The following is a 23116-nucleotide window of genomic DNA, read 5'->3' as shown; positions in this document are numbered from 1 at the left end:
CGACTACTCAGGAGGTTCGGTCAGCGCTGCTCGAACCTCGGCCATCTGATCTGCTCCGTCCAGATGAAGTGTTCCGTCAGGTCGTGCCAGCTCCCGGTCTTCGAATCGGCGCTCCCGGCTTGGGCGTTCTTCCCCGAGTATCCGCTGCTGCCCGGCGGGCGGGTTCCGGACGCCACCGTGGTCGGATTCGTGATCTCGAACTGGACGGTGGAAACCCCGTTCTTCGTGTCGCGGGCGATGACCGTGTAGTTCATCTGGAAGCTGCCGAGGAACATCTTGGTGTGGCTCCGGTCGTTCGCCCAGTCCGATGAGAGCTTGGGCATTCCGACCAGCGAGGTGACGTCCTGCCAGAACAGTGAGCGGATCTTCTCCTGTGGGTAACTGCTGATGCTGTAGTTGTCCACGACCTGCTCACCGACCGGCATCGTGCTGATGCCACCGTTGATGAGCCCCGCCTCCGCGTCCTTGACGTGCTGGAGCTTCCTCACCTCGGTCGTCAGGTAGTCACCGTCGAGGAAGTAGACGTCGTCGGGCAGATATCCGGCGGCCCAGGCCCAGCCCAGCTCCAACGGGCCCATGCGCTCCTGGTTCGGGAACCGGGGATATCCCTTCACCGTCACCGGCTTGGGCGGCGCGTCCCAGTCGTGCGCCTGCTTGAGGATCCGGCTGACGCGGGCCTGCTTCTGCTCGTCGTACGTGTGGTCCGGGTTCTGGTTGACCACGTCGTCGCCGGTGTTGCATTCCGAGGTCACGCAGTCGCCGGCCATGGTCGCCTCGGGGCTGCAGTCGCTGCCGCAGGCGTTTCCGTGGGCGTCGCAGCCCTCGTGGCCGTTGCGGCAGGTGTAGAGGCCGCTGGGGTCACTGGAGTTGACCGGATCGTTGTTGCTGTACGCGTAACTGTTCCACTGCTGGGGGTTGTTGGGGCCGAGCACCGGGTCCGGGTTGAGGAACCGGCCGGTGCTGGGCTGGTACTCGCGGGCACCGAGGTTGGTGAGACCGGTGGCGTCGTCCTTGGTGCCGCCGGCGAACCCGCGGTCGCCGGCCCAGGTGCTGGGCTGGGTGCCGCGGGGGCTGCCGAACGGGTCGGTGGGGCGGCGGCTCTCGGTCAGCGCGGTGGCGTCGAACGCGAGAGCGCCGGTGCCGTGCGGGTCGTTGATCTGGTAGGTGGCGGTGCCGCCCTGGCGGACCAGCGTGATGCCACCGGGCATCTGGTAGTAGCGGACGCCGGTGGGGGACTGCTTGGTCGTGGTGTTGTAGACCAGCTCGTCACCACCGAGGGTGATGGTGGTCTTGCCGGGGTCGTGGCGGACGAGCTGGTTGCCGTCCGCGTCGTACACGTAGCCGGTGTGCTGGTCGCCGACGTTCCAGCGCTGGCCGGCCGGGACGGTGGTGCCGCAGTCGGCGAGGGCCAGCAGGGTGCCGTCCGCGGTGACGTCACCGGGGACGGCGAGGCAGCGGTTGGCGGCGGCGTTGAGCAGGGTGCCGTCGGAGCGGCTCGTCCAGGTCTGCGCCGCGCTCCCGTCACAGGACTGGAGCTGGATCGCGGAGCCGGCCGTGGTGCCCATGGCGGTCAGGCACTGGCCGTAGACCTTGAGGACGTTGCCGGTGGTGTTGAACTTCTCGGCGGGAGAGCTGGTGCAACCGGCGATCGCCGCCGGGGTGCCGGCCGCGCTGCTGCTGTTCTGGAGGTAGAGGCACTTGCCACCGACGCCGGTGATCTGGACGGCCGGGTTGACGGTGTCGAGCCGGTCCTCGGCCGTCCAGCCGAGGGTGGTCGTGCCGGTCGCGTAGGTGTAGAGGCCCGCGGTGTTGCCGACCGCGTCGTAGGTGTCGTGGGCGTACACGGTGGTGTTGCCGTTGACGACGGTGCTGGCGGTGGACAGGGCGTGCGGTCCGCCGGTGCCGGTGTTGGTGGTGCCCGCGGCCGGGAAGGTCTGGGTGGTGGTCGCGTCCTTGGTGGTGTCGCCGGACGGGTCGTGCTGGACGAGCTGGGTCCGGTTGCCGGTCAGGTCGTAGCCGTAGCTCTGCCAGTAGGCGGCCGGTCCTCCGACGGTCGTCCTGGCGGGCGCCTGGGCGCCGCTGGTGGGCGTGCCGTTGGCGCAGGAGCCGACGCCGCCGACCGTGGGCTGGGTGGCCTGGGTGAGCGCGCCGGTGTCCGACCAGGCGGTGGTCAGCCGGTTGAGGTAGTCGTAGCCGAAGCACTGCAGGTCGGTGGACGACGGCGTGTTGTCCGGGATGTTGCGGACGGCCGTCAGCTGGCCCGCCGCGTTGTAGGCGTACGTGAGCTGCTGGACGGCGCCGGTGGCGGCGGTCTGCTTGTCCACGTACTGCGTGAGCGGGCGGCCGGTGGACTCGTCGTAGGTGTTGGTGACGACGATCTGCGTGCCCCACGGGTTCACGGTGGAGCGGGTGTTGCGTCCGTAGGCGTCCCAGGCCGAGCCGACGTCGTACGTGGCACCGCCGAAGGCGCCGAACGTGAGCAGCGGACCGTTGACGTCGTACGTGTAGTCGACCTCCTCGGTGGCGATGTCGCCGACCGCCGAGCGGTTGTCGGAGGTCAGTGCGCCGGTGATCGGGTCGTAGCCGGCGTTGTAGACGTACTTGAACGGGGTGGTGGAGCCGATCTCGGATCCGGGGATCGTGGTGGTGGTCTGGGTGGGGTGGTAGCCGGTGTCGAAGGCGTCGAAGGAGGTGGTGTAGGCGTTGCCGGAGGCTCCGCCGGTGTAGCGGGTGGAGGTGGCCAGCCGGCCCGGCAGGACCGTGTCGTAGGTGAAGCCGGTCAGCTGGTTGGCCGAGCTCACCGACCCCGCGTAGGAGCCGGTCTTGCGCCCGAGCAGGTCGTACGTGTAGGTGACGGTCTGGTTGCGGTTGTCGGTCACGGAGGCCAGCCGGCCCGCCGGGTCGTACGCCCTGGTGGTGGTGCCGGTGTCCGGGTGGGACGCGGAGACCTCACGCCCGCGCAGGTCGTAGCTGTGGCTCCAGGTGTTGCCGGCGGCGTCCTTCTGCGTGGCGAGGTGGCCGTCCGTCGTGTAGGTGTAGGACGTCACGTCGGCGTCGGTCTGGGTACCGGTGGCGGTGGCCGTCCGGTACTGCCAGAGCTGGGTCTTCCGGCCGCGGGCGTCGGTGACGGTGGAGGTCGGCGTCGCGCCGGCGGGCGGCGTCACGTCGGTGCGGTCCGCGCCCGGGTACCCGGTGCTGGTCGTGCTCTGCACCACGCCGAAGGCGATGAACTGGGTGGTCACCGGGCGGCCCTGGCCGTCGTAGACGTTGTACGTCTGGTTCGGGACCTGGCCCGTGGTCGTCCGGTAGAGCGTCGGGGCCGGCGCGGTGTCGTTGTTGTACCAGGCGGCGTTCGCGCGGGTCACCCGGCCCTGCGAGTCGTACACCGTGTCGGTGATCACCCGCCCGGTGTAGGCCGAGATCGCGGGAGTCGACTGCGTCTGGACCGATCGGCTCAGGCCGTCCATGATCTCGACGCTGACGAGGTAGCTGGTGCCGGTCTGCTTGAGCGTGGAGGTGGTGACCGTCGGAGGCACCGCGTTGCCGTTGACGATGCCCGGAAGGGAGTAGGCGAAGGTCTTGTTCGCGTTGGACGTGGTGGGCTGGCCCGGCAGCCAGACGCCGGTGAGGCGGCCGAGCTGGTCGTAGGCCTCGTGCGTCGTGCGGCTGTTGGGGTCGGTGACCGCGGTCGGCAGCGCACGGGCGCTGTCCAGCGTCGTGGTCGTGGTGCGGCCCGTGCTCGCGTCACCGGCGCCGGCCGGGGCCGGGGTGGTGACGGTGGTGCCGGTCGGCAACTCGCCGGTCTGTGCGGCGGAGTAGCCGGTGGTGGTGGTCGCGCCGTTGGGGTGGGCGTTGTCGGTGGAGAACGGGTCGGTGACGGCGGTGACCCGGCCGTAGGCGTCGAAGGTCTTGGTCTGGACGGTCGGGTAGACCGGGCTGCCGCTCGCGTCCCAGCTGTCGAGGACCTGGGATCCGGTCGGGTCGCCGACCGCTCCGGCCTGCCCGAAGGGGAGTCCGTCGTAGAGCGTGCGGGTGGCGGAGACGGTGTTGGGCTGGAGGGCCTGGGCGGTGCAGGGGTTGGTGCCGGTCTCCACGATCGTGCGGGACAGCAGGTCGGTCTGCTGCGGGTTGGTGCCGGTCGCGTAGGTGTACTTGTCGCAGACGTCCGGCAGTCCGTCCGCGCTGTTCAGCTTGGTGGTCGGCCGGTTGTTGTGCGCGCTGTCGGTGGTGGTGGTCGTGGTGGAGGTGCTCCAGGTGCCGTCCGCCTTGCGCGCCTTCGAGGTGCCCACCGTCGTGGTCGCCGCGTAGCGGGCGATGAGGGCGGGCAGGCTGCCCTGGGCGTGGGTGGCCGTGGTGACCGGACCGCTGGAGGTGTTCACCGCGTACGAGGTGATGGTGCCGCCGGACTGGTCGTAGGCGTCGGACTCCAGGGTCTGGCCGGACAGCCAGTCGGAGTCGGTCACCGCCGTGCTCATCGGCCCCGCGACGGTGATGCTGCGGGTGGTGCCGTTGGCGAGCAGGTCGCCGTCCATGCCCTGGTAGAAGGTCGTGGCCTTCTGCGACTTGGGCCCGTCGGTGCCGCTGCCGGCGACGGTGGTGACGCCGGCGTAGCCGCGGAACTGGTCCCAGGTGCGGGTGACGTCCTGCGTGAGCGGGGAGTCGTTGCGGTGCCAGGCCGCGTTGCCATAGGTGAAGGCGGTGGTCTGCGGGACCGAGCCCGGGGTGCCCGGGTTCACCGTCACGCCGGCGACCGGGTAGCGCAGGAACCAGTCGTCGACCGGTGCGGCGCCGGCGGCCGAACCCGGCGGGTACCACTTCACGTTGAAGCAGGACAGCGTGTCGCTGTCCGCGGAGGCCGGCATCACGTTGCCGGTGCGTGAGCAGGCGGCGGGAGGGTAGTTGACGCCGATGGTCGAACCGGTCTCGGTGGTGACCAGCTGGATGCGCGGGCGGTTGTACGCCGGCGGGGCCGGGACCAGGTTGGAGCCGTCGACCCGGTTGGGCAGGAGCTGCGCGGTGAACGACACCGGCGGCAGCTGGACGGCGTTGCCGGAGGCCTGGCTGTCCTGGCCCGTTCGCTGGACCGAGGCGAGCCACGGGACCTGGGTGTTCTCGGTGGCGTTCTGGACGTCGATGAACTGGTGGTTCAGCGCGTACGAGTCGACCGTCTGGTAGGCGCCCTTGACCCGGATCATCGTGGTGACGCCGTTCAGCCACTTGGTGGTCCAGAACGACGGCCCGTAGTTGGTGCAGGTGCTGGTCCCGTCGCACTGCTGGTCCAGCGGGACGTCCGGCCAGTTGGCCGCGTTCGCGTTGGTCCGCTGCGAGGGGTCGCAGGCCGTCGTGGAGGTGACGCAGCGCTCGCCCACCGTGAAGACGATCTTCGCGGCCGGGCTGTACGAGCCGTTGGCGCCGAGCTGGTCGGAGAGCCGCTGGCCGTAGCCGATCGTGGCCGGCACGCCGGCGCGCGTGTAGGACTGGTTGGTCCCGGAGCCGTTGTTCTGGCCGCCGCCCAGCGCGTAGTCGTTCGTCTCGGGGGTGTAGGTGTAGGTGGTCAGGTTGCCGTGCGGGTCGACGACGAAGTCGAGGTTCCACCGCCAGGCCGCCTGGCACCAGGACGCCTTGCCCTTGGTGCTGTCGTAGCACGGGTCGCCGGAGTTCGGGGAGAACACCGGGACGGTCCACGCCGAGCCGCTGTCGGCGCCGATCGTGGTCGGGTTGCCGTTCGCGTCCGGCAGGTGGTTGAGGCCGAAGTAGAACACCGTGCCGCCGGTGTCGGTGAGCTTGAGGTAGGAACCGTTCCAGGTGCCGTTGGTGGCGCCGGTCAGGAACTGGACCTTCGTGCCGTCGTCGCCCTTCAGCCGCCAGGTGCAGGCCGACTGCTCCGTCGCGGCCGGCGCACCGGAGGTGCAGGAGGCGTCGTCCGGGACGAGCTGACCGGAGTGGCCGGCCAGCGAGAGGGTCAGGTTCGCACCCGCCCAGCACTCGTCACCGGAGCCCGTGATCCCGTCGTTCGCGCACGACTGGTAGGAGCGCTCGACGAAACCGGGCTGGTAGTCCCAGCCGTCGCCGATCCAGGACGCCTGGGAGTTCGTCGAGGAGGTTTTGCCGTCCACCGACGACGAGTCGTAGCCGAGCGAGACCGCCGGCGCCGACCCGCCCAGGGCCGGCGGGACCTGCACCGGGTAGCCGTACGTGAACGCCCCCGAGGAGCTGCCGGCCGTCCAGGACTGCGACGGGTTGAGCGAGGTGGCGGAGTACGTGCCGGCGCCGCTGGAGGTTCCGGAGACCACGCCGACGGTGGTGGAGGTCGTGGCCGCCGTGGCGGTCAGCGACTGGATGCTGGTGTGCGGCTTGCCGTCGTTGCCGGGCAGTGCGACGTCGGCGACGATCTTCTTCGTGGCCGGGTCGAAGTGCGACTCCAGCGGGGTCTGCTTGAGGCAGCCCGCGACCTTGGGCGCCACGACCGCGCAGTCGGGCAGCAGGACCAGCCGGGCGCGTGAGGCCCAGTTCGCGCCGAACAGCCCGTCGACCCCGGCCGCGTCGATCGACAGCCGGACCCGGCCCGCCTCGGACTTGCCGGGCTGCGACAGCTGCACCACCAGGCCGGCGATGCCGGCGGCCGACGTGCTCCGGCTGTCCGCGACGTCGACGTCGACGCTCTGCCCGGCCACCGGTGACCCGGCGAGCGGCGCGAGCGCGACCGGCAGCCCCGTCGCCGCGCTCTCGTCACCGGCCGCGGAGCCCGCGGCCGCCGAGGGCGCACTGCCCAGCCGGACGCCGGCGTGCCCCTGCGGGTACGGATGCTTCGCGGACGGCGGATGCCAGGCCGGCGGCACCGGGTGAGCCGGCTTGGTCACCGGAACCGGGGCGACGTCCTTGCCCTTGACCGACGCCGTCTTCGCCAGCGGCGTGTTCGGCGGCTCCCAGGTCCGCGAGTAGTCCGGGCCGGCGGCCGCGGCGAACGGCACCGGCACGAGCATCGAACCGAGCAGGGCCGCGGCGGTGACCGCCACGACCCTGTCTCTGACACCACGAATCGTTCGTGAGCGTGGCTCAGGAACGTGCGACACTGGCACAATCCCTCCATGAGTTGATCGATCTGACCGTCGCGTTCGCCCGCCTCCCGGGGGCGCGCGCGGCCCGCCATCGTCGCGCGCGGCGTTCACGATCCGATCACCGCGGCGATGATCGGATCGTGAACGCCGCAGGTCACCATCGGTCGCGTGAACAGACAACGCACACGCGGGCGCGCGCTGTCGCGGCCGCTCGCCGCCGCAGCGGCCCTGCTGGTCGCCTCAGCCGTCCCGATACCCTCGGCGGTCGCCGACGCGCCGGCGGGCCGGCCGTCCCCCAGCGCCGTCGCGGCGGCCGACGCGCAGCACCGCAAGGACGTCCCGGAGGCCGACGCGGCGGGCCGCGCGATCGCCAAGGCGAAGGCCACCCACCAGGACGTCCCGATCGACTCGCTGACCACCGAGTCCAGCGAGACCGTGGCGACGCCGGAAGGCCACCTGCGGCTGACCTCCCACCCCGATCAGCAGCGGGTCAAGCGGGGCGGCGGCTGGGCCGCCCTGGACGCGGGCCTGGCCGCCAACGCGGACGGCACCTTCTCGCCGAAGGTCTCGGTCGCGCCGCTCGTGCTGTCCAAGGGCGGCGACGGCCCGCTCGCCACGCTCACCGACGCGGACGGCCGCAAGCTCTCGCTCACCGCGCCGTTCAAGCTGCCGGCTCCGACCGTCAGCGGCGACAGCCTGCTCTACCCCTCCGTCGCCCCCGACACCGACCTCAAGGTCACCGCCACCAAGGCCGGCGGCCTGCGCACCGTCCTGGTCGTGAAGACCCAGGCGGCCGCGGCCGACCCGCGGTTGGCGACGCTGCACTTCGACGTCGCGGGCGAGGGCATCTCGGTCAGCGGCGGCAAGGACGGCAGCCTGGTCGCCAAGTCGGCGGACGGAAAGCCGCGTTGGGCGTCCTCCGCGCCCTCGATGTGGGACAGCTCCACCGGCTCCGCCGGCGCCCGGCCGCGCACGGCCGCCGCCGCCCCGGCGGACGGTGCCGCGGCGCACGAGGTCAGCGACCCGGCCGCGCCCGGCCGCAGCGCCAAGGTCGCCCAGCTGCCGGCCACCGCGAACGCCAAGGGCATCGACCTGGCGCCCGACAAGGACCTGCTGGCGCACGGCACGGCGCCGTACTACATCGACCCGGACTTCCAGCCGGTCACCGCCAACTCGTACGCGTACACCTGGGTGCAGTCCGCGCACAGCACACCCAACTGGATGCACACCGGCCCCAACGACTCCGACTACCCCGGTGTGGGCCTCTGCGGCTACTACGCCGCCGGCGGCAGCTGCTCGCCCAACGACGTCGAGCGCTCCTTCTACCAGTTCAACGTCAGCGGCCTCACCGGTGCCGTCATCGGCTCGGCGACGATGAACCTCCAGGAGTACAGCTCCGCCAGCTGGAGCTGCAGCACCACCTATCCGCTGAGCCTGTACCAGACCGGCCCGATCGACAGCAGCACCGTCTGGAGCAACCAGCCGTCGCAGATCGGCGGTTCGCTCGGCACGGACCCGGTGCCCGGCTCGGGCCAGACCGGCTGCTACCCCAACGTGCCGTTCAGCTACACCGTCACCAGCGCGGTCCAGTCGAACGCCAACACCAGCAACGGCACGATCACCTTCGGCGTCTACGGCAACGAGTCCGACGCCAACGGCCTGAAGCGGCTGGCCTACCAGCCGTCGCTGGCAATCACCTACGACCGCACGCCGAACGTGCCGACCAACGAGGCCGTCTCGCCGAGCCCGCGGACGGCCAGCCCGTCCGCGACCAACCAGGCCTGCGACAGCAGCCCGATCGGCAGCTGGGGCTGGCTCGGCGCGGGCAGCGACCAGGCGAACGCCGTCAGCCTGACCGCCACGGTGTCCAGCTCCGTCCAGCAGCAGCTGTGGGGCCAGGGCAGCGTCTGGGACGACAGCGTCAGCGGCTCGCCGAACGTCTTCTGGGGCCAGACCGGCCTGACCGCCAACAACGGCACGGCCACCGCCACGCTCCCGGCGGGCACCCTCAAGGACGGCCACGCGTACGGCTGGTACATGTACGCCTTCGACGGCGTGTCGGGCGTGCCGTGGTCCGGCCCGGGCGCGGTCTGCCACTTCCGGGTCGACCTGACCCCGCCGCAGCTGGCCTACAGCGCGGTGACCGACCCGACCAAGCAGTTCGTGCCCTCCGGCAGCGGCCAGGCCCAGCAGATCTACGTCGGTCAGCAGGGGTACGTCCCCTTCACCGCCACCGACCCGGCCCCGAGCGGATTCGACTCCTCCGGCGTGGCCTGCGTCCGCTACGGCTGGGACCCGCAGATCGCCGACGGCTCCTGGCAGTGTGGCTCCTCGATGCCCAGCGGCCAGCTGCCGGTGACGGCGACGCACTGGGGCACCAACATCGTCTACGCCCAGGCCGAGGACAACGCGGGCAACCTCTCGCCGATCGCCGCCTACTCGTTCTACGTGCCGTGGAACCCGAAGGGGAACGCGCCGGTCTTCGGTGACGTCACCGGTGACGGCGTGCCGAAGATCGTCACCCCGGACGCCTCCGGCAACCTCCGTGCCTACGCCGTCCCGGGCAACCCGCTGGAGACCGCGCCGCCCGTCCTGGTGTCCGCCAGGCAGGCCGGCACGCCCAACTACGACGCGGCCAACCCCGGCGCCGACCCGTGGACCGGCTACAAGACCACCCACCGCGGCAGCCTGAGCGGCGGCAGGAACGTGGACGACCTGATCGTCCACAAGCCCGGCGACAAGAACCTCTACTGGTACCCGAACGCCCCGGGCAACAACACCGCCGTCCCCGGCGTCTTCGACAACCGCACCCCCCTGACGAAGCCGGCCTGCGACCCCACCGTCGCCACCAAGGGCGGCGGCACCGCGGCCCCGTGCACCGGCTACGCGGCCGACTGGTCGACCGTCCTGGAGATCGCCGCCAGCGGCGACCCCTCGCACACCGACCTCAACGCCGGCACCTTCTTCGACCGCACCGGCCTGTTCACCATCGAGACCAGCCCGGACGGCGACGGCGCCCTGTGGTTCTACCCGGCGGTCGGCGACGGCCAGCTCGGCTCCCCGACCAACCTCACCTACACCGGCTGGAAGGGCTGGAACCTGATCTCTCCCGGGGACTGGAACGGCTCGGGCCGCCCCGGCCTGTGGGCGCGCAACAACTCGTCCGGTGACGTCCGCGGCTACACCTTCACCCCCGGGAACGTCACCGTCACCGGCAAGTACGGCGGCACCTCCACCTTCCCGACGTTCACCAGCCTCGCCAGCAACACCCTGATCGGATGCGGCGTCACCGGCGCCGGCTACCCGTACGTCGGCTCGGACGGCGACCTGACCGGCGGCGGCCACCCGACCCTGTGGGGCGTCACGACCTCCCACGACGTCCGGATCTGGACCGGCTACCCCAACTCTCCGGTCACCGGCTCCACCTGCAACCCCGGCTACACCTGGACGGCCACCAACGTCGTCCTGAACACCGGCTTCGGCCAGGACCGGTGGCAGCTCACCCAGGCCAGCACCAGCAACGGCGTCGCCGCCGACACCAGCAGCCTGAGCCCCGCGACCGTCTACGGGAACGTCGGCTGGACCACCGGCCGCAACAACACCGCCAACGGCGCGGCCAACTTCGCCGCCGGCAGCGGCTACCTGCGCACCTCCGCCCCGGTGGTGGACACCGCGCAGAGCTACACGGTGTCCGCCTGGGTCAACCTCGCCTCCCTGCCGACCGGCGACCAGACGATCCTGTCCGAGGGCGGCAGCAACCACCAGGCGTTCTACCTCTGGCTCAACGCGGAGGGCGGGGCAAGCAACACCAACTGGGGCGTCAGCGCCACCACCAGCGACAACCCGAGCACCAACTGGGTCGGGACCGTCGCGCCCGGCAACGCGGCCCTCGGCTGGAGCCTGGTCACCGCGACCTACAGCGTCGACACCCACGCCCTGTCGCTGTACGTCAACGGCCAGTACAAGGGCTCGGTCTCGAACACCAGCCCCTGGCACGCGCCCAACGGCCTCTCCATCGGCGCCTCCGCCGGTCCCGGCGTGGACACGACCGGGTACAGCAACTTCACCAGCGGTGCCATCACCGACGTCCGGACCTACCCGTACGCCCTGACCGCCGACGAGGTGAACAAGCTCTACACCACCACCTGACCGTCCACCACCCCGAGGGGGCCCGCGGAAAGCTCCGCGGGCCCCCTCGCCGTACCCGGCGGCGGGCGGCACGGCGGGTGCCGCGGCCACTGCCGGCACCCCCGGTCCGCCCCGACCGACTCGTCCGCATGCTGCCCACCGCTGCCCGCAAAGGGCGCCTGACCTGCTGTCCTCGCCGACAGCAACCCCTCGATGCCTGACCGTCAACCAGCGGATACCATCCGTCCTGCCGTTGATCCATGCAGGCGCTCCCTGTGGCGCTGGTTCCGAATCGGGTGACTCATGCGCTTCAGCCTGCTCGGGCCCCTCGTGGTCCGTCAGGACGACCGGGTGCTGCCGGTGGGTGGCCCGAAGGGGCGCGCACTGTTGGCCGCGCTGGTGTTCCGGGCCAACCGCGCGGTGTCCTTCGACGCCCTTCAGCGCGCCCTGTGGGGTGAGACGCCGCCGGCGGCGGCGATATCGTCGCTGCACAACCAGGCGCTGCGGCTGCGACGGGTCCTCCACGCGGACGGTGTGCCGCGGCTGCAGTCCGCCCGCAACGGGCTGCTGCTACGGGTGGATGAGGGCGAGTCGGACGTCCGTGACTTCACGGACCTCCTCGTGGCCGCACGCGAGGCCCGTGCGCGGAAGGACTGGCCGGCCGCCGCCGGGCACGCGGGCGCGGCGCTGACGCTGTGGCGCGGACGGCCGTTGTCGGACCTGCCGGAACTGCACGCGTTGGAGGCCGAGGTCGAGCAGCTGACCCAGTCCCACCTGCAGGTCCTGGAATCCCGCTTCGAGGCCGAACTGCAGCTGGGCCGGCACGCCGCGATCACCCCGGAACTGGCCCGCTGGGCCGCGCACCACCCGCTCCACGAGGGACTGCAGGCCCTGCTCGTCACGTCGTTGTACCGCGGCGGGCGCCAGGCCGAGGCGCTCGCCGCGTTCGAGACGGTCCGGGCGGCCCTGGCCGAGGAGCTGGGCGTGGACCCCGGACCGGCGCTGCGCACCGTCCACCAGCAGATCCTCACCTCCGACCCGGGCCTGCTGGCGCCGGTCGCGGCCGACATCCAGGCCGCCCCGGCGACGGCCGCGGCCCGCCCGGCCGTCGTCCCGGTCCTCGTCGCGCCCCGTGGCCCCGTGCCAGCCCAACTGCCCGCGGACGCCGCGTCCTTCACCGGCCGCCAGGCGGAGTCGGACCGGCTGTGTCACCTCCTGGAGCAGGCGGCCGAAGGGAACGGCCCGCTGGTGGTCACCGTCACGGGCATGGGCGGGGTGGGCAAGAGCGCGCTCGCCGTCCATGCCGCGCACCTGCTGCGCGACAGGTTTCCCGACGGCCAGCTCCACCTCGACCTGCGCGGCTTCGGCACCGGCACCCCCCGCGGGACGCACGAGGTGCTGGCCGGCCTGCTGGACGACCTGTCCCCGGCGGCGCTCGGAACGGACGGGCAGCCGCTGCCCAGCGGTACGGACGACCGTTCCACCCTGCTGCGCAGCGTGCTGGCCGACCGACGCGTGCTGATCGTCCTCGACAACGCCCGCGACAGCGCACAGATCCTCCCGCTGCTGCCGGGCACCGGTTCCAGCGCCGTGATCGTCACCAGCCGGAACACGCTCACCGACCTGCCCGCGGCCCACCACCTGCCGCTCGCGCCGATGGACGCCGAGGAGCAGCGCGCACTGCTCTCGGCCCTGTGCGGCCACGACCGCGTCGAACAGGACCTCGACGCCGCGCTGCGCGTCCTCGCCGCCTGCGCGGGTCTGCCGCTGGCCCTGCGGATCGCGGGTGCCCAGCTGGTCGCCCGCCCCGCCTGGCCGCTGGCCATCCTCGCCGACCGCGTCGGCAACCACGAGCGCGGACGCCTCTCCGCGCTGTCCGCGGGGCAGTTGGACCTGCGGGCGACGTTCGGCTCCAGCTACCGCGTGCTGCGCGACAGCGACCGGCACGGTGACCGTGAAGCGGCCCGCGCCTTCCGCCTGCTCGGCCTGTGGCCGGGACAGGTGCTCTCGCCCGCCGCCACCGCGGCCCTCCTGGATCGCACTCCGGGCCAGTCGGAGGACCTGCTGGAGCGGTTGGTCGACGCCCACCTGCTGGAGAGCCCCGCCCCGCTGCGCTACCGCCTCCACGACCTGCTCGCCGAGTACGCCGCCGAACGCGCCGAGCGGGACGAGACGGCCGCGGCACGCGAGTGCGCCCGGCAGCGGCTGTGCCTGTGGTACGCCCTGGCACTGGAGGACGCCCGGCTCGCCCTCGGCGAGGGGTACCAGCTGCCGCCCCGGCTCGACGAGGCGCCGCCGGCCCCGCTGCCCGTCTTCACCGACCAGGCGCAGGCGATGGCATGGTGCCGGCAGGAGCTGCCGAACATCGGCGAAGCCGTCCGGCAGGCCGCCCGGGGCCCCCGCCCCGACCTGGCGTGGCGACTGCCCGTGTGGCTGCTCGGCTACATGCGTACCTGCTGGTGGACCGGCCAGTGGGAGGACTACCTCCAGCAGGGACTGCGCGTCGCCGAACGGGGGCGCGACCGGATCGGCCGCGCGTGGGTGCTGCGGACGCTCGGCGCCTGCCACCGCATGGCCCGGCGCTACGACCGCGCCATCGAGGTGCTGGAGGAAGCCCTCGCGCTCTTCGAGGACCCCGCGAGCAAGGCCGCCACCCGGGCGAGCCTGTCGATCGCCTACGGCTTCGCGTGCCGGGCCGACCAGGCGCTCGCGCATGCCCAAGCCGCCCTCGACCTGCACCGGCGGACCGGTGGGAGCGAGCGGCACACCGCGATTCTGCTCAACTCCCTGGCGCACGCGCTGCACGTGGCCGGCCGCCTCGACGAGGCGGAGGCCCAGTACCGCGAGGCGCTGGTGCTCTGGCGCGAGTACGGCAATGCCAACAGCTCGGCCGTCACCCTGGCCAAGCTCGGCGACGTCCTGAGCCGTCTCGGTCGCCCGGAGGAGGCCTTCGCCGCGCTCCAGGAGGCCGTCGACGTCTTCCAGGGGCTCGGCAACGCCGCCCTCGCCGCCGACAGCCTGATCATCATGGCCCGCACCCACGCCCGCTTCGCCGAGTGGCCGCAGGCCCGCATCCGCGCACTCCAGGCCGCCGTGCTCGCGGACCGCCACGGCCTGGACTCCTGGCTCAGCGAAGCCCGTGGCATCCTCGACGAGGTCGAACGGGCCCGTCTCGGCGCGCCCGGCCCTGACCGGGCCCTGAGCGGTGCGCGCCCGGCCCTGTTCGTAAGACCGTGCCCCGGGCCGGCTCCCGCGACGAGTTGACGGCGCGTGCCCCGGCGCCGGATCCGGGCGGCCGCGGCGTCGGGGTCGACGGCCCGCTCCGGGGCACGGGTGGCGGGCGCGGGTGACGGGTCGGCGGGCGGGGAGAAATTTCTTCGAAGTGACCTGCAACCCCCGTGGGGGTCGCACGTCTATGGGAGTGAGACGGTCGGGAACGCCCGGGCGTCTCACTCCGAAACCATCATCCGCGGCTCCTGGTCGGTGCCGGCTGTCCTGCCCGACCGCGATGAGCCGTATACGAACCCAAGTGGGGGGATCGTCATGACCGAGAACACCGTGAAGACCGCGGGTGCCGTCGTCAAGCGTCGGGCCGGGCTGGCCGCGGCCGGGCTGGCCTTCGCGCTGGGCGGTGGGCTGCTCGCCGCCGCGCCGGCGTCGGCGACCGGGTTCAACTACACCCCGATCGACACCGCCGGGAGCGCCGTCTCGCTGCAGGTCGGCTCCAGCGGCAAGTGCCTGGAGGTCGCGGGCTCGCGGACCGACGACGGTGCGCCCGTCCAGCAGGCGACCTGCACCGGCGCCGACAACCAGAAGTGGGTGTTCGCGAACGGGTTCGCTCGGAATGTGAACAGTGACAAGTGCCTGGACGTGCCGTTCTCGCGCACCTGGGTTGGTGCGGCGATCCAGCAGTGGACCTGCAACGGCGGTGACAACCAGAGGTGGGGGAAGGTCAACGTCGCGGCGGACGGGTCGATGGCGGTCGTCAACTTCCACAGCGACCTCGGCCTCGATGTCTCCGGCGCGAGCCGGGCGGACGGCGCCCCGGTCATCCAGTGGTACCCGAACGGTGGCACGAACCAGCGCTGGAGCCTGATCGGCTGATCGGACTCCGGCCTCTTCCCCTGGATCCGGCGGGCCGGGTCCGGGGGAAGGGTTTGGAAAGGGCCGTATGCGTCTGATTCACTGTGCGGCAGTCGCGTCGTCAATCTCCTCGACTGGAAGCAGAGATGATCGAAGCCGCCCTCGACGGCACTCCCGCCCTGTTCCCGGTGTTCGCCGTCCTCGCGCTGCTGCTCGGCGTCGGTAGCTGGTGGGTGGCGCGGCGAGGAGGGGGGCCGGTGCTGGTGGCCGTGCTGTGGGGGCTGAGTCTGGCGGGGGAGTTGGCGGTGACGCTGACGCCGACGACCAGCGATGTTTCCGGGTCGCCGAGTTGTGCGATCGGGGCGTCGGCGTGGAGCGAACTGCTGGCCACGCAGGGAAAGTTGAACATCGCGCTCTACGTGCCGCTAGCGTTCTTCGGCGTGCTGCTGTTCCGGCGGCCGGTGACCGTGCTGGCGGGCGGTGTGGTGTTGTCCGCCGGGACGGAGGTCGTGCAGGCGCTGCTCCGGACCGGGCGGGCCTGTGATGCCACGGACTTCCTGGACAATTCGGCCGGCGCGGTGCTGGGCGTGCTGCTCGGCGTCGCCTGGCTGCTGGCCCGCCGGGCGCGGCCGGCCCGGCCGCTGCGTGACCTGTGGCAGGGGGCGGTGCTCGGCGGCGTCGGCCTGGCGGCGGTCGGGCTGGTGCTGTCCTCGGGCGTCCGGGTCTACGGGGATGCTTCCAGCATCGCCGCGCCGCGCCGTCCGACGACATCGTGACGGCGCAGCGGGTGGCGGAGGGCCTGTTCGGTGCCCAGGCGCGGGTGTCGACCACCGAGACCGACCTGACGCAGCCGCAGCTGATGATGGACGTGACCACCGACCGGGGGAGCTTCCGGATCGAGCAGCCCTCCGGCCGACTGCTGGCGCTCACCGAGGTGGCCGCGGAGGCGGCGGCCGGGCCCGCGCTCGCCCCGGAGCAGGTCGTCGCCGCCGGGACGGCGTTCGCGCGGACCTGGTTCGCCGACCGGATCACCGGGGTGACGCCCGTCGTCACCCCGGCCGGGCCGAACGGCGGTGGCCGGACGCTGAGTTACCGCCGACCGGCCGGACCGGCGGGGGAGTCGGCCGTGCGCGTCGACGTCACCGTGTCCGCCGCCGGCCGGGTGCTGGCGGCGGACGCCCAGGTCCGTTAGCGGGCCGGCCTGGGCAGGTACGCCAGCCCGTGCGCGCCCGGTTCGGCGAGCTTGGGGACGGTGAGGCGCCCGACCACCTCCAGGCTCCGCAGGTCGACGATCTCGACGGTGGACGAGACGACGCAGGACACGTACGCCAGCCGCCCGTCCGGGGAGGAGGTGATGGTCAGCGGGAACAGACCGACCTCGACCGATCCGGCGATCCGGTGCGTGGCCGCGTCGAACACCGTGAGCCGGCCCGGGAGTTGGCGCCCGAGCGGGGAGCCCGGGTCGGGGGCCGTCCGGACCTCGCCGGCCAGCAGCAGCCCGGTGGCGGTGAGGTGGACCGGCAGGACGACGTCCTCGGTCGGCAGTACGTCGACGACGGCGGCGGTGGCGGCGTCGATCACGCGCAGGCCCGGCCTCGCGCGGTGCGGGCCGGGCGCGGCGTAGGGGCCGGCGACGTAGACCCGGGCGCCGTCCGGGGAGACGGCCAGGCCCTCGCTGCCGGGCACCTCGATCCTGGCGGTCAGGACGCCCCGGCCGAGGTCGACGACGGAGACGAACGGCGCCTCCTTGTTGGTGGCGTAGCCCGTCCGCCCGTCCGGGGAGATCGCGAACCAGTGCGGGCCGGGGGCGTCGGTGTCGATCCGGCCGAGCGGGCGGCGGGTCTCGGTGTCGATCACGACGACGCCGCCGGGGCGGTCCGCGGAGGCCTCGACGCTGACGTAGAGACGGTTCCGGGCGGTGTCCAACGCGAGTCCGTGCGGCCCGTGTTCGGGCGCGAGGTCGATCACCTCCAGGACGCGCCGGGTGTCGGCGTCGATCAGGGTCAGCTCGGTGCGGCGGCCGCTGTTGGCGTGGTGGAGCCGCTGGACCTCGGCATGGCCTGGCATCCGCGCAACGACGCCGACCCGGGGCACCGGTGGTTCCGCGAGCACCTGGCGGCCGCCGTCCTGCTGGAACACGGGGACGGGGACGGGGAGGAAGGCGGCCGGGACGGGTGAGCGGGCTGGCCCGGGCGACCCGGCGCGGTGCCCGGCCCGGCGGCGGGATACCCTGCGGGGGTACGTGGCGGATGGGGTCGACGGGAACGGGAGGTGAGCCGATGGCGCGGTCACCGCGGCCGTTCGGCCCGTCGATCCGGCCCATCCGGTCGATCCCGTGGGCGCCGCGGCTGTTGCTGCTGGCCGCGCTGGTGCTCGGCATCGTGACGATGCACACCCTCGGCCACCCCTCCGGCGGGCCCGGTGGGCACGCCGGGCACGCCGGGAGCGGCCGCCCGGCGGTCGGCGGAAGCCACCACGCGATGGCCGACGCCGTGCCCATGACCGTCGAGCCGGCCGCTCGGCCCTCCACCACCCTGGACGCCGCCGACCCCGCCGACCCCGGCGGCGCCGGCGGCATGGACCCGATGGCCGTCTGTCTCGCCGTCCTGGCCGGCTGGGCGCTGGTGCTCCTGGTGGTCGGCCCGCTGCTGCGCCGCAGTGGCGATGCCGCCGCCGCGGTGCGGGCGCGCCTGCTGCGGGCCGTCCGCGCGCTGCCCCCACCCGGGGGCGGCCGGATACTCCTCGCCCGGTTGTCGGTGCTTCGTCAGTAGCCGCGCGCCTGCCGTGCCGTGCCCGCGTGCGCGCCTTCGCGCCCGCGCACGGAACGGCCGACGCGCCGCCCGACCACACCCACACCACCCCACGAGGTGCACTCCGTCATGCGCACACCCACCCGCCGTTCCGTGCTCGGCGCGGCGCTCGCCGCCGCCGGCACCGGCCTGCTCGCCGCCTGCTCGTCCGACTCCATGAAGGGCATGGACCACTCCGGCATGCCCGGCATGTCCGGCACCTCCGGCCCGGACCGCGCCGGCGCGAGCAGCCCCGCCGTCGCCCCGCCCGCCGGCTTCGTCACCCCGGACGGCCCCGAGGTGGCCGCCGCCGAGGCCCGGCGCAACCCCGGCCCCGAGCGCAAGGTCGCGCTTACCGCCACCGAGACCACCCTCGACCTCGGCGGCCGAACCGTCCGCAGCTGGGCGTACGGCGACCGCCTGCCGGGCCAGGAGATCCGCGCCAAGGCCGGCGAGACCCTGGCCGTCTCGCTCGCCAACCACCTGCCGCAGCCCACCTCCCTGCACTGGCACGGCCTCGCGCTGCGCAACGACATGGACGGCGTGCCGGGCCTGACCCAGGCCGCAGTCAAGGCCGGCGCCGCCTTCGACTACCGCTTCGCGCTGGCCCACCCGGGCACCTACTGGCTCCACCCGCACTCCGGCGTCCAGCAGGACCGCGGCCTGTACGCGCCGCTGATCGTCGAGGACCCGAAGGAGCCGCTGCGCTACGACAAGGAGTGGGTGGTCGTCCTGGACGACTGGGTGGACGGCGTGGACGGCAGCACGCCGGACGCGGTGCTCGCCGAACTCGCCAAGGGCATGGGCGGGATGGACCATTCCGGCCACGACATGTCCGGCATGCCCGGGATGGGGGGCATGCCCGGGATGGACATGGGCGGCGGCTCCCCGACCGCCGGCGCCGCCGGCCCGTCCCGGATGCTGATGGGCGCCACGAGCCCGCTGCTGGGCGGCGACTCCGGTGACGTCGCGTACCCGTTCCACCTGGTCAACGGGCGCCTCGCGACCGCCCCCGAGACCTTCACCGCGAAGCCCGGCGACCGCGTCCGGATCCGGCTGGTCAACGCGGGCGGCGACACCGCCTACCGGGTCGCCCTCGGCGGCCACGAGCTGACGGTCACCCACACCGACGGCTTCCCGGTCGAGCAGGCCACCACCCAGGCGCTATTGCTCGGCATGGGCGAGCGCTACGACGTGCTGGTCACCGTGAAGGACGGCGTGTTCCCGCTGACGGCGCTCGCCGAAGGCAAGAACGCGACCGCGCTGGCCGTGCTGCGCACCGGCGGCGGCGCCGCGCCCGACGCCGCCGCCCGTCCGGCCGAGCTGGACGGCAGGCTGCTCACCGCCGCGCAGCTCAAGGCCGACGCGAGCGTCCGGCTGCCCGCCAGGGCCCCGGACCGGACGGTCGTGCTGGAGCTGACCGGCGGTATGGCCAAGGCCGACTGGGGCTTCAACGGCCGGAAGTACGACCCGGCGCAGCGCCACCCGGTGGCGGCGGGGGAGCGGGTGCGGCTGGAGTTCCGCAACAGCACGAGCATGTGGCACCCCGTCCACCTGCACGGGCACAGCTTCGCGCTGGGCGGCGACGGCCCGCGCAAGGACACCGCGATCGTGCTGCCCGGCACGACCCTGGCCGTCGACTTCGACGCCGACAACCCGGGGCTGTGGATGGTGCACTGCCACAACGTCTACCACGCGGAGACGGGCATGATGACGGTCCTCGGTTACCAGGCGTAACACCGGTCCGAGTGTTGAGACGCCGGGGCGGGGAGCACGCGCCCCGCCCCGGCATCCCCCGTGTCGCGCCGTGCCACTCGCTCCGACCTGCGCGGCCATGACGTTTTCTTAACGCGGGCCGATGACGCGTCCTTAACGGCGGTCGCATAGCCTGGCGCACTGCCGTCGCCCGACGGCGCTTTTACGGGGTCTTTAAACAAGAGGTGCAAGGTGGTTTCGTCGGGTTCGACGGAGGTGACGACGGAGGAGCCGTCGTCCGCCCGAATACGGCTTCGCGACTGGCTGCTCGAGGACATGTCCCCCGAGAAGGCCGCCGCCAAGAAGGCCGAGGCCGAGGCCGCGCAGGCGTCGGACGGCGGTGCGGAGCCGGGGGACTCCGCCGAGCCCGTCGAGCACGGAGCGCACGCGGGCCAGTCGTGGTGGCGCGTGATGTGCCTGACCGGTCTGGACTACTTCTCCACGCTCGGTTACCAGCCGGGCATCGCCGCCCTGGCCGCCGGCCTGCTGTCGCCGATCGCCACGATCGTGCTGGTGCTCGTCACCCTGCTGGGTGCGCTGCCGGTCTACCGGCGGGTGGCGCAGGAGAGCCCGCGCGGTGAGGGCTCGATCGCGATGCTGGAGCGGCTGCTGTCGTTCTGGAAGGGCAAGCTGTTCGTCCTCGCGCTGCTGGGCTTCGCGGCGACGGACTTCATCATCACGATCACGCTCTCGGCCGCCGACGCCAGCGCGCACCTGGTCGAGAACCCGCACCTGACCAGCGTGCTCGGCGGCAAGCAGATGATCATCACGCTGATCCTGGTCGCCCTGCTCGGCGCGGTGTTCCTCAAGGGCTTCAGCGAGGCCATCGGCCTGGCCGTGGCGCTCGTCGGGGTCTACCTGGCGCTCAACGTGGTCGTCGTCGCGGTCGGCATCTGGAAGATCATCCAGGCCCCGAGCGTGATCACCGACTGGTCCGGCGCGCTGACCACCGAGCACGGCAACATCTTCGCCATGATCGGCGTCTCGCTCGTCGTCTTCCCGAAGCTCGCGCTCGGCATGTCCGGCTTCGAGACCGGCGTCGCCGTGATGCCGCACATCAAGGGCGACCCGAGCGACACCGCCGCGAACCCGGCCGGCCGGATCCGCGGCACCCGCAAGCTGCTCACCACCGCCGCCGTGATCATGAGCGCCTTCCTGATCACGTCGAGCTTCATCTGCACCCTGCTCATCCCGGCCAAGGAGTTCGAGGACGGCGGCCAGGCCAACGGCCGCGCCCTCGCCTTCCTGGCGCACCAGTACCTGGGCGGCGGCTTCGGCAGCGTCTACGACCTCTCGACCATCGCCATCCTCTGGTTCGCCGGCGCCTCCGCCATGGCGGGCATGCTCAACCTGCTGCCCCGCTACCTGCCGCGCTACGGCATGGCCCCGCACTGGGCCCGCGCCGTCCGCCCGATGGTGATCGTCCTGACCGTCGTCGGCTTCCTGATCACCTGGCTGTTCGACGCGAACGTCGACGCCCAGGGCGGCGCCTACGCGACCGGTGTGCTGGTCCTGATCAGCTCGGCGGCGATCGCCGTGACCATCGCCGCGTACAAGAAGCGCCAGCGCGGCTGGACCATCGCCTTCGGGGTCATCTCGGCGGTCTTCCTCTACACCACGGTGCTGAACACCATGGAGCGCCCGGACGGCGTCAAGATCGGTGCCTGCTTCATCGCCGGCATCATCCTGATCTCGCTGCTCTCCCGGCTGCGCCGCGCGTTCGAGCTGCGCGTCACGAACGTCGAGCTCGACGATATGGCGGAACGTTTCATCAGGGACTACGCGCACCGCCCGCTGCGCCTGATCGCCAACGAGCCGACCAAGCGCGACAACGCCGAGTACCGCGACAAGATCCGCCAGATCCGCGCCGACAACGACATCCCCGGCGAGGACGACCTGGTCTTCGTCGAGGTCACCGTCCGCGACGCCTCCGACTTCGAGTCCGAGCTGACCGTGCACGGCGAGGTCCTGCATGGGCGCTACCGGGTGCTCACCCTGGAGAGCTCCAGCATCCCGAACGCGATCGCGGCGCTGGCGCTCACCGTCCGGGACCGTACCGGACAGCGGCCGCACCTCTACTTCGAGTGGACCGAGGGCAACCCGTTCGCCCAGTTCCTGCGGTTCTTCCTGTTCGGGCAGGGCGAGGTCGCGCCGGTCACCCGCGAGGTGCTGCGCGAGGCCGAGCCGGACCGCACCCGGCGCCCGCGCGTCCACGTCGGCTGACGGGTCCGCCCCTGGGGCGTGCTGCGGCCCGCCCGGTCCTGGTGACCGGGCGGGCCGTCGGCGTTCCGCGGGGGCGGCTCAGGGGCTCAGGACGGCAGGCGCAGGACCAGGCCGGGGTGGATGAGGTCCGGGTCCTCGCCCACGGCCGTCCGGTTCAGCGCGTAGAGGGCGGGCCAGCCGCCGGGGACGCGCAGTGCGGCGGCGAGGTCGGTGAGGGTGTCGTCCTCGCGGACGGTCCACTGGCCGGCGGTGTCCGCGGGCTGGTCCGCGGGCTGGTCCGTGGGCCGGTTCGTGGGCCGGTTCGCGGGCTGTTTCGTGGGCCGGTTCGCGGGCTGTTTCGTGGGCTTTTTCGCGGCCTGGGGGCCGGGCGGCGCCGGCGCGGGCCCGCGCCCGTGGTCCCGGGTGGCGCGGGCGCCGCAGACCGGCCAGGGGGAGAGGCCCCGCTGCCCGGCCAGCCGCTGGGCGACGGTGATCTGCTCCTCTCGGCTGGCCAGGTCCGCGCGCGGGGCGAAGGCCAGGCCGCCGTGCTCGCGCCAGGTCGGGTTGTCGAACTGGAGGCCGCCGAAGTAGCCGTTGCCGCTGTTGACGTGCCAGTTGCCGCTGCTCTCGCAGGCCGCCACGCCCTCCCAGTCGTACGGGCCGCCGCCCGGGCCGGTGCCGTCGCTCCCCGGTGGAGCGGCGTGGGCCGCGGGGGCGGCGAGCGCCACGGCGAGGGCGCAGAGCGCGGCGGGGAGCAGGCGGCGGGGACGGGCGGTGGGAGGCATCGGCGGCTCTCAGGTCCGGGGACAGGGCGTGCACCGTCCGGAGACGGCGCTCTCCCACCGACGCACGCTGGACGGGGCGCGCAGCCGCCGACACGTCCGGTGGGTCACCCGCCCGGCCCACCGGGACCACTCCGGCGGCCCGCCGCCATCCGGCCGTACCCAGCCGTCCGGCGGCGCCCCGCTTGCGGCCCGCGGCGCGTCCTCGGGCCGGGGCGGGGCCGGGCCGGGGTCGGCCGACCACCGTCTCCGACCGCGCCCACCCCGCCTGGCGCGCCAACGCCCTCGGCGCGTACCGCTTCTGGCGCGACATCGGCTA

Annotated in this window: 12 protein-coding genes; 9 read left to right on the top strand and 3 right to left on the bottom strand. The window is 72.8% G+C overall.

Translation table 11 applies throughout. From position 1 onward, the window contains the following. Positions 1-20: 20 nt before the first annotated feature. Positions 21-7016: a ricin-type beta-trefoil lectin domain protein gene (locus ACPC54_RS35330; protein WP_498970630.1), complete on the bottom strand. Its 6996-nt coding sequence runs from the start codon at positions 7014-7016 to the stop codon at positions 21-23. Between the two features lie 210 nt (positions 7017-7226). Here ACPC54_RS35330 and ACPC54_RS35325 point away from each other — a divergent pair, with 210 nt between their 5' ends. The 5 genes from ACPC54_RS35325 to ACPC54_RS35305 all read left to right on the top strand — a co-directional run bounded on the left by ACPC54_RS35325 (position 7227) and on the right by ACPC54_RS35305 (position 16461). Beyond that, a complete protein-coding gene (locus ACPC54_RS35325) occupies positions 7227-11207 on the top strand; it encodes a LamG-like jellyroll fold domain-containing protein (protein ID WP_498970628.1) in 3981 nt (1326 codons plus the stop codon). A 282-nt stretch (positions 11208-11489) separates the two neighbouring features. Beyond that, a complete protein-coding gene (locus tag ACPC54_RS35320) occupies positions 11490-14450 on the top strand; it encodes an AfsR/SARP family transcriptional regulator (protein WP_498970626.1) in 2961 nt (986 codons plus the stop codon). Between the two features lie 279 nt (positions 14451-14729). Continuing rightward, a complete protein-coding gene (locus ACPC54_RS35315; RefSeq protein ID WP_498970624.1) occupies positions 14730-15290 on the top strand; it encodes an RICIN domain-containing protein in 561 nt (186 codons plus the stop codon). A gap of 125 nt (positions 15291-15415) precedes the next feature. Further along, on the top strand, positions 15416-16045 hold the full coding sequence (locus ACPC54_RS35310; protein WP_498970622.1) for a VanZ family protein: 630 nt from the start codon (positions 15416-15418) through the stop codon (positions 16043-16045). After that, positions 16042-16461: a hypothetical protein gene (locus tag ACPC54_RS35305; protein WP_498970621.1), complete on the top strand. Its 420-nt coding sequence runs from the start codon at positions 16042-16044 to the stop codon at positions 16459-16461. Before ACPC54_RS35310 ends, ACPC54_RS35305 begins: the two co-directional genes overlap by 4 nt. Here the strand turns inward: ACPC54_RS35305 and ACPC54_RS35300 are convergent. Next, positions 16458-17336: a YncE family protein gene (locus ACPC54_RS35300; RefSeq protein ID WP_498970619.1), complete on the bottom strand. Its 879-nt coding sequence runs from the start codon at positions 17334-17336 to the stop codon at positions 16458-16460. The two genes, ACPC54_RS35305 and ACPC54_RS35300, sit on opposite strands and share 4 nt — an antisense overlap. Between ACPC54_RS35300 and ACPC54_RS35295 the strand changes: the two genes are divergently transcribed. From ACPC54_RS35295 to ACPC54_RS35280, 4 genes are all read left to right on the top strand, one after another. Further along, entirely contained in the window at positions 17325-17447 is a 123-nt protein-coding gene (locus ACPC54_RS35295; RefSeq protein WP_498970617.1) for a hypothetical protein, read from the top strand. The genes ACPC54_RS35300 and ACPC54_RS35295 overlap by 12 nt on opposite strands. A gap of 101 nt (positions 17448-17548) precedes the next feature. Further along, positions 17549-18040 (top strand): hypothetical protein, encoded by a 492-nt coding sequence (locus tag ACPC54_RS35290; RefSeq protein WP_498970615.1) that lies wholly within the window; start codon positions 17549-17551, stop codon positions 18038-18040. Positions 18041-18148: 108 nt separating this feature from the next. Next, positions 18149-19795, top strand: a complete 1647-nt coding sequence (locus ACPC54_RS35285; RefSeq protein WP_498970613.1) for a multicopper oxidase family protein — start codon at positions 18149-18151, stop codon at positions 19793-19795. A gap of 294 nt (positions 19796-20089) precedes the next feature. Continuing rightward, positions 20090-22036 carry an APC family permease gene (locus tag ACPC54_RS35280; RefSeq protein WP_498970611.1) on the top strand — a complete coding sequence of 649 codons (1947 nt, stop codon included), beginning with the start codon at positions 20090-20092 and terminating at the stop codon, positions 22034-22036. An 86-nt stretch (positions 22037-22122) separates the two neighbouring features. On the opposite strand, the gene ACPC54_RS35275 is transcribed toward ACPC54_RS35280, so the two are convergent. Next, positions 22123-22800, bottom strand: coding sequence for a transglycosylase family protein (locus ACPC54_RS35275; protein WP_498970609.1), 678 nt, complete (start codon positions 22798-22800; stop codon positions 22123-22125). Positions 22801-23116: the final 316 nt, after the last annotated feature.

Source organism: Kitasatospora sp. NPDC094028 (genome assembly GCF_049543595.1).
GTDB lineage: Bacteria > Actinomycetota > Actinomycetes > Streptomycetales > Streptomycetaceae > Kitasatospora.
The sequence above is the reverse complement of the archived record's forward strand: the minus strand, read 5'-3'. Positions and strand labels throughout refer to the sequence as shown.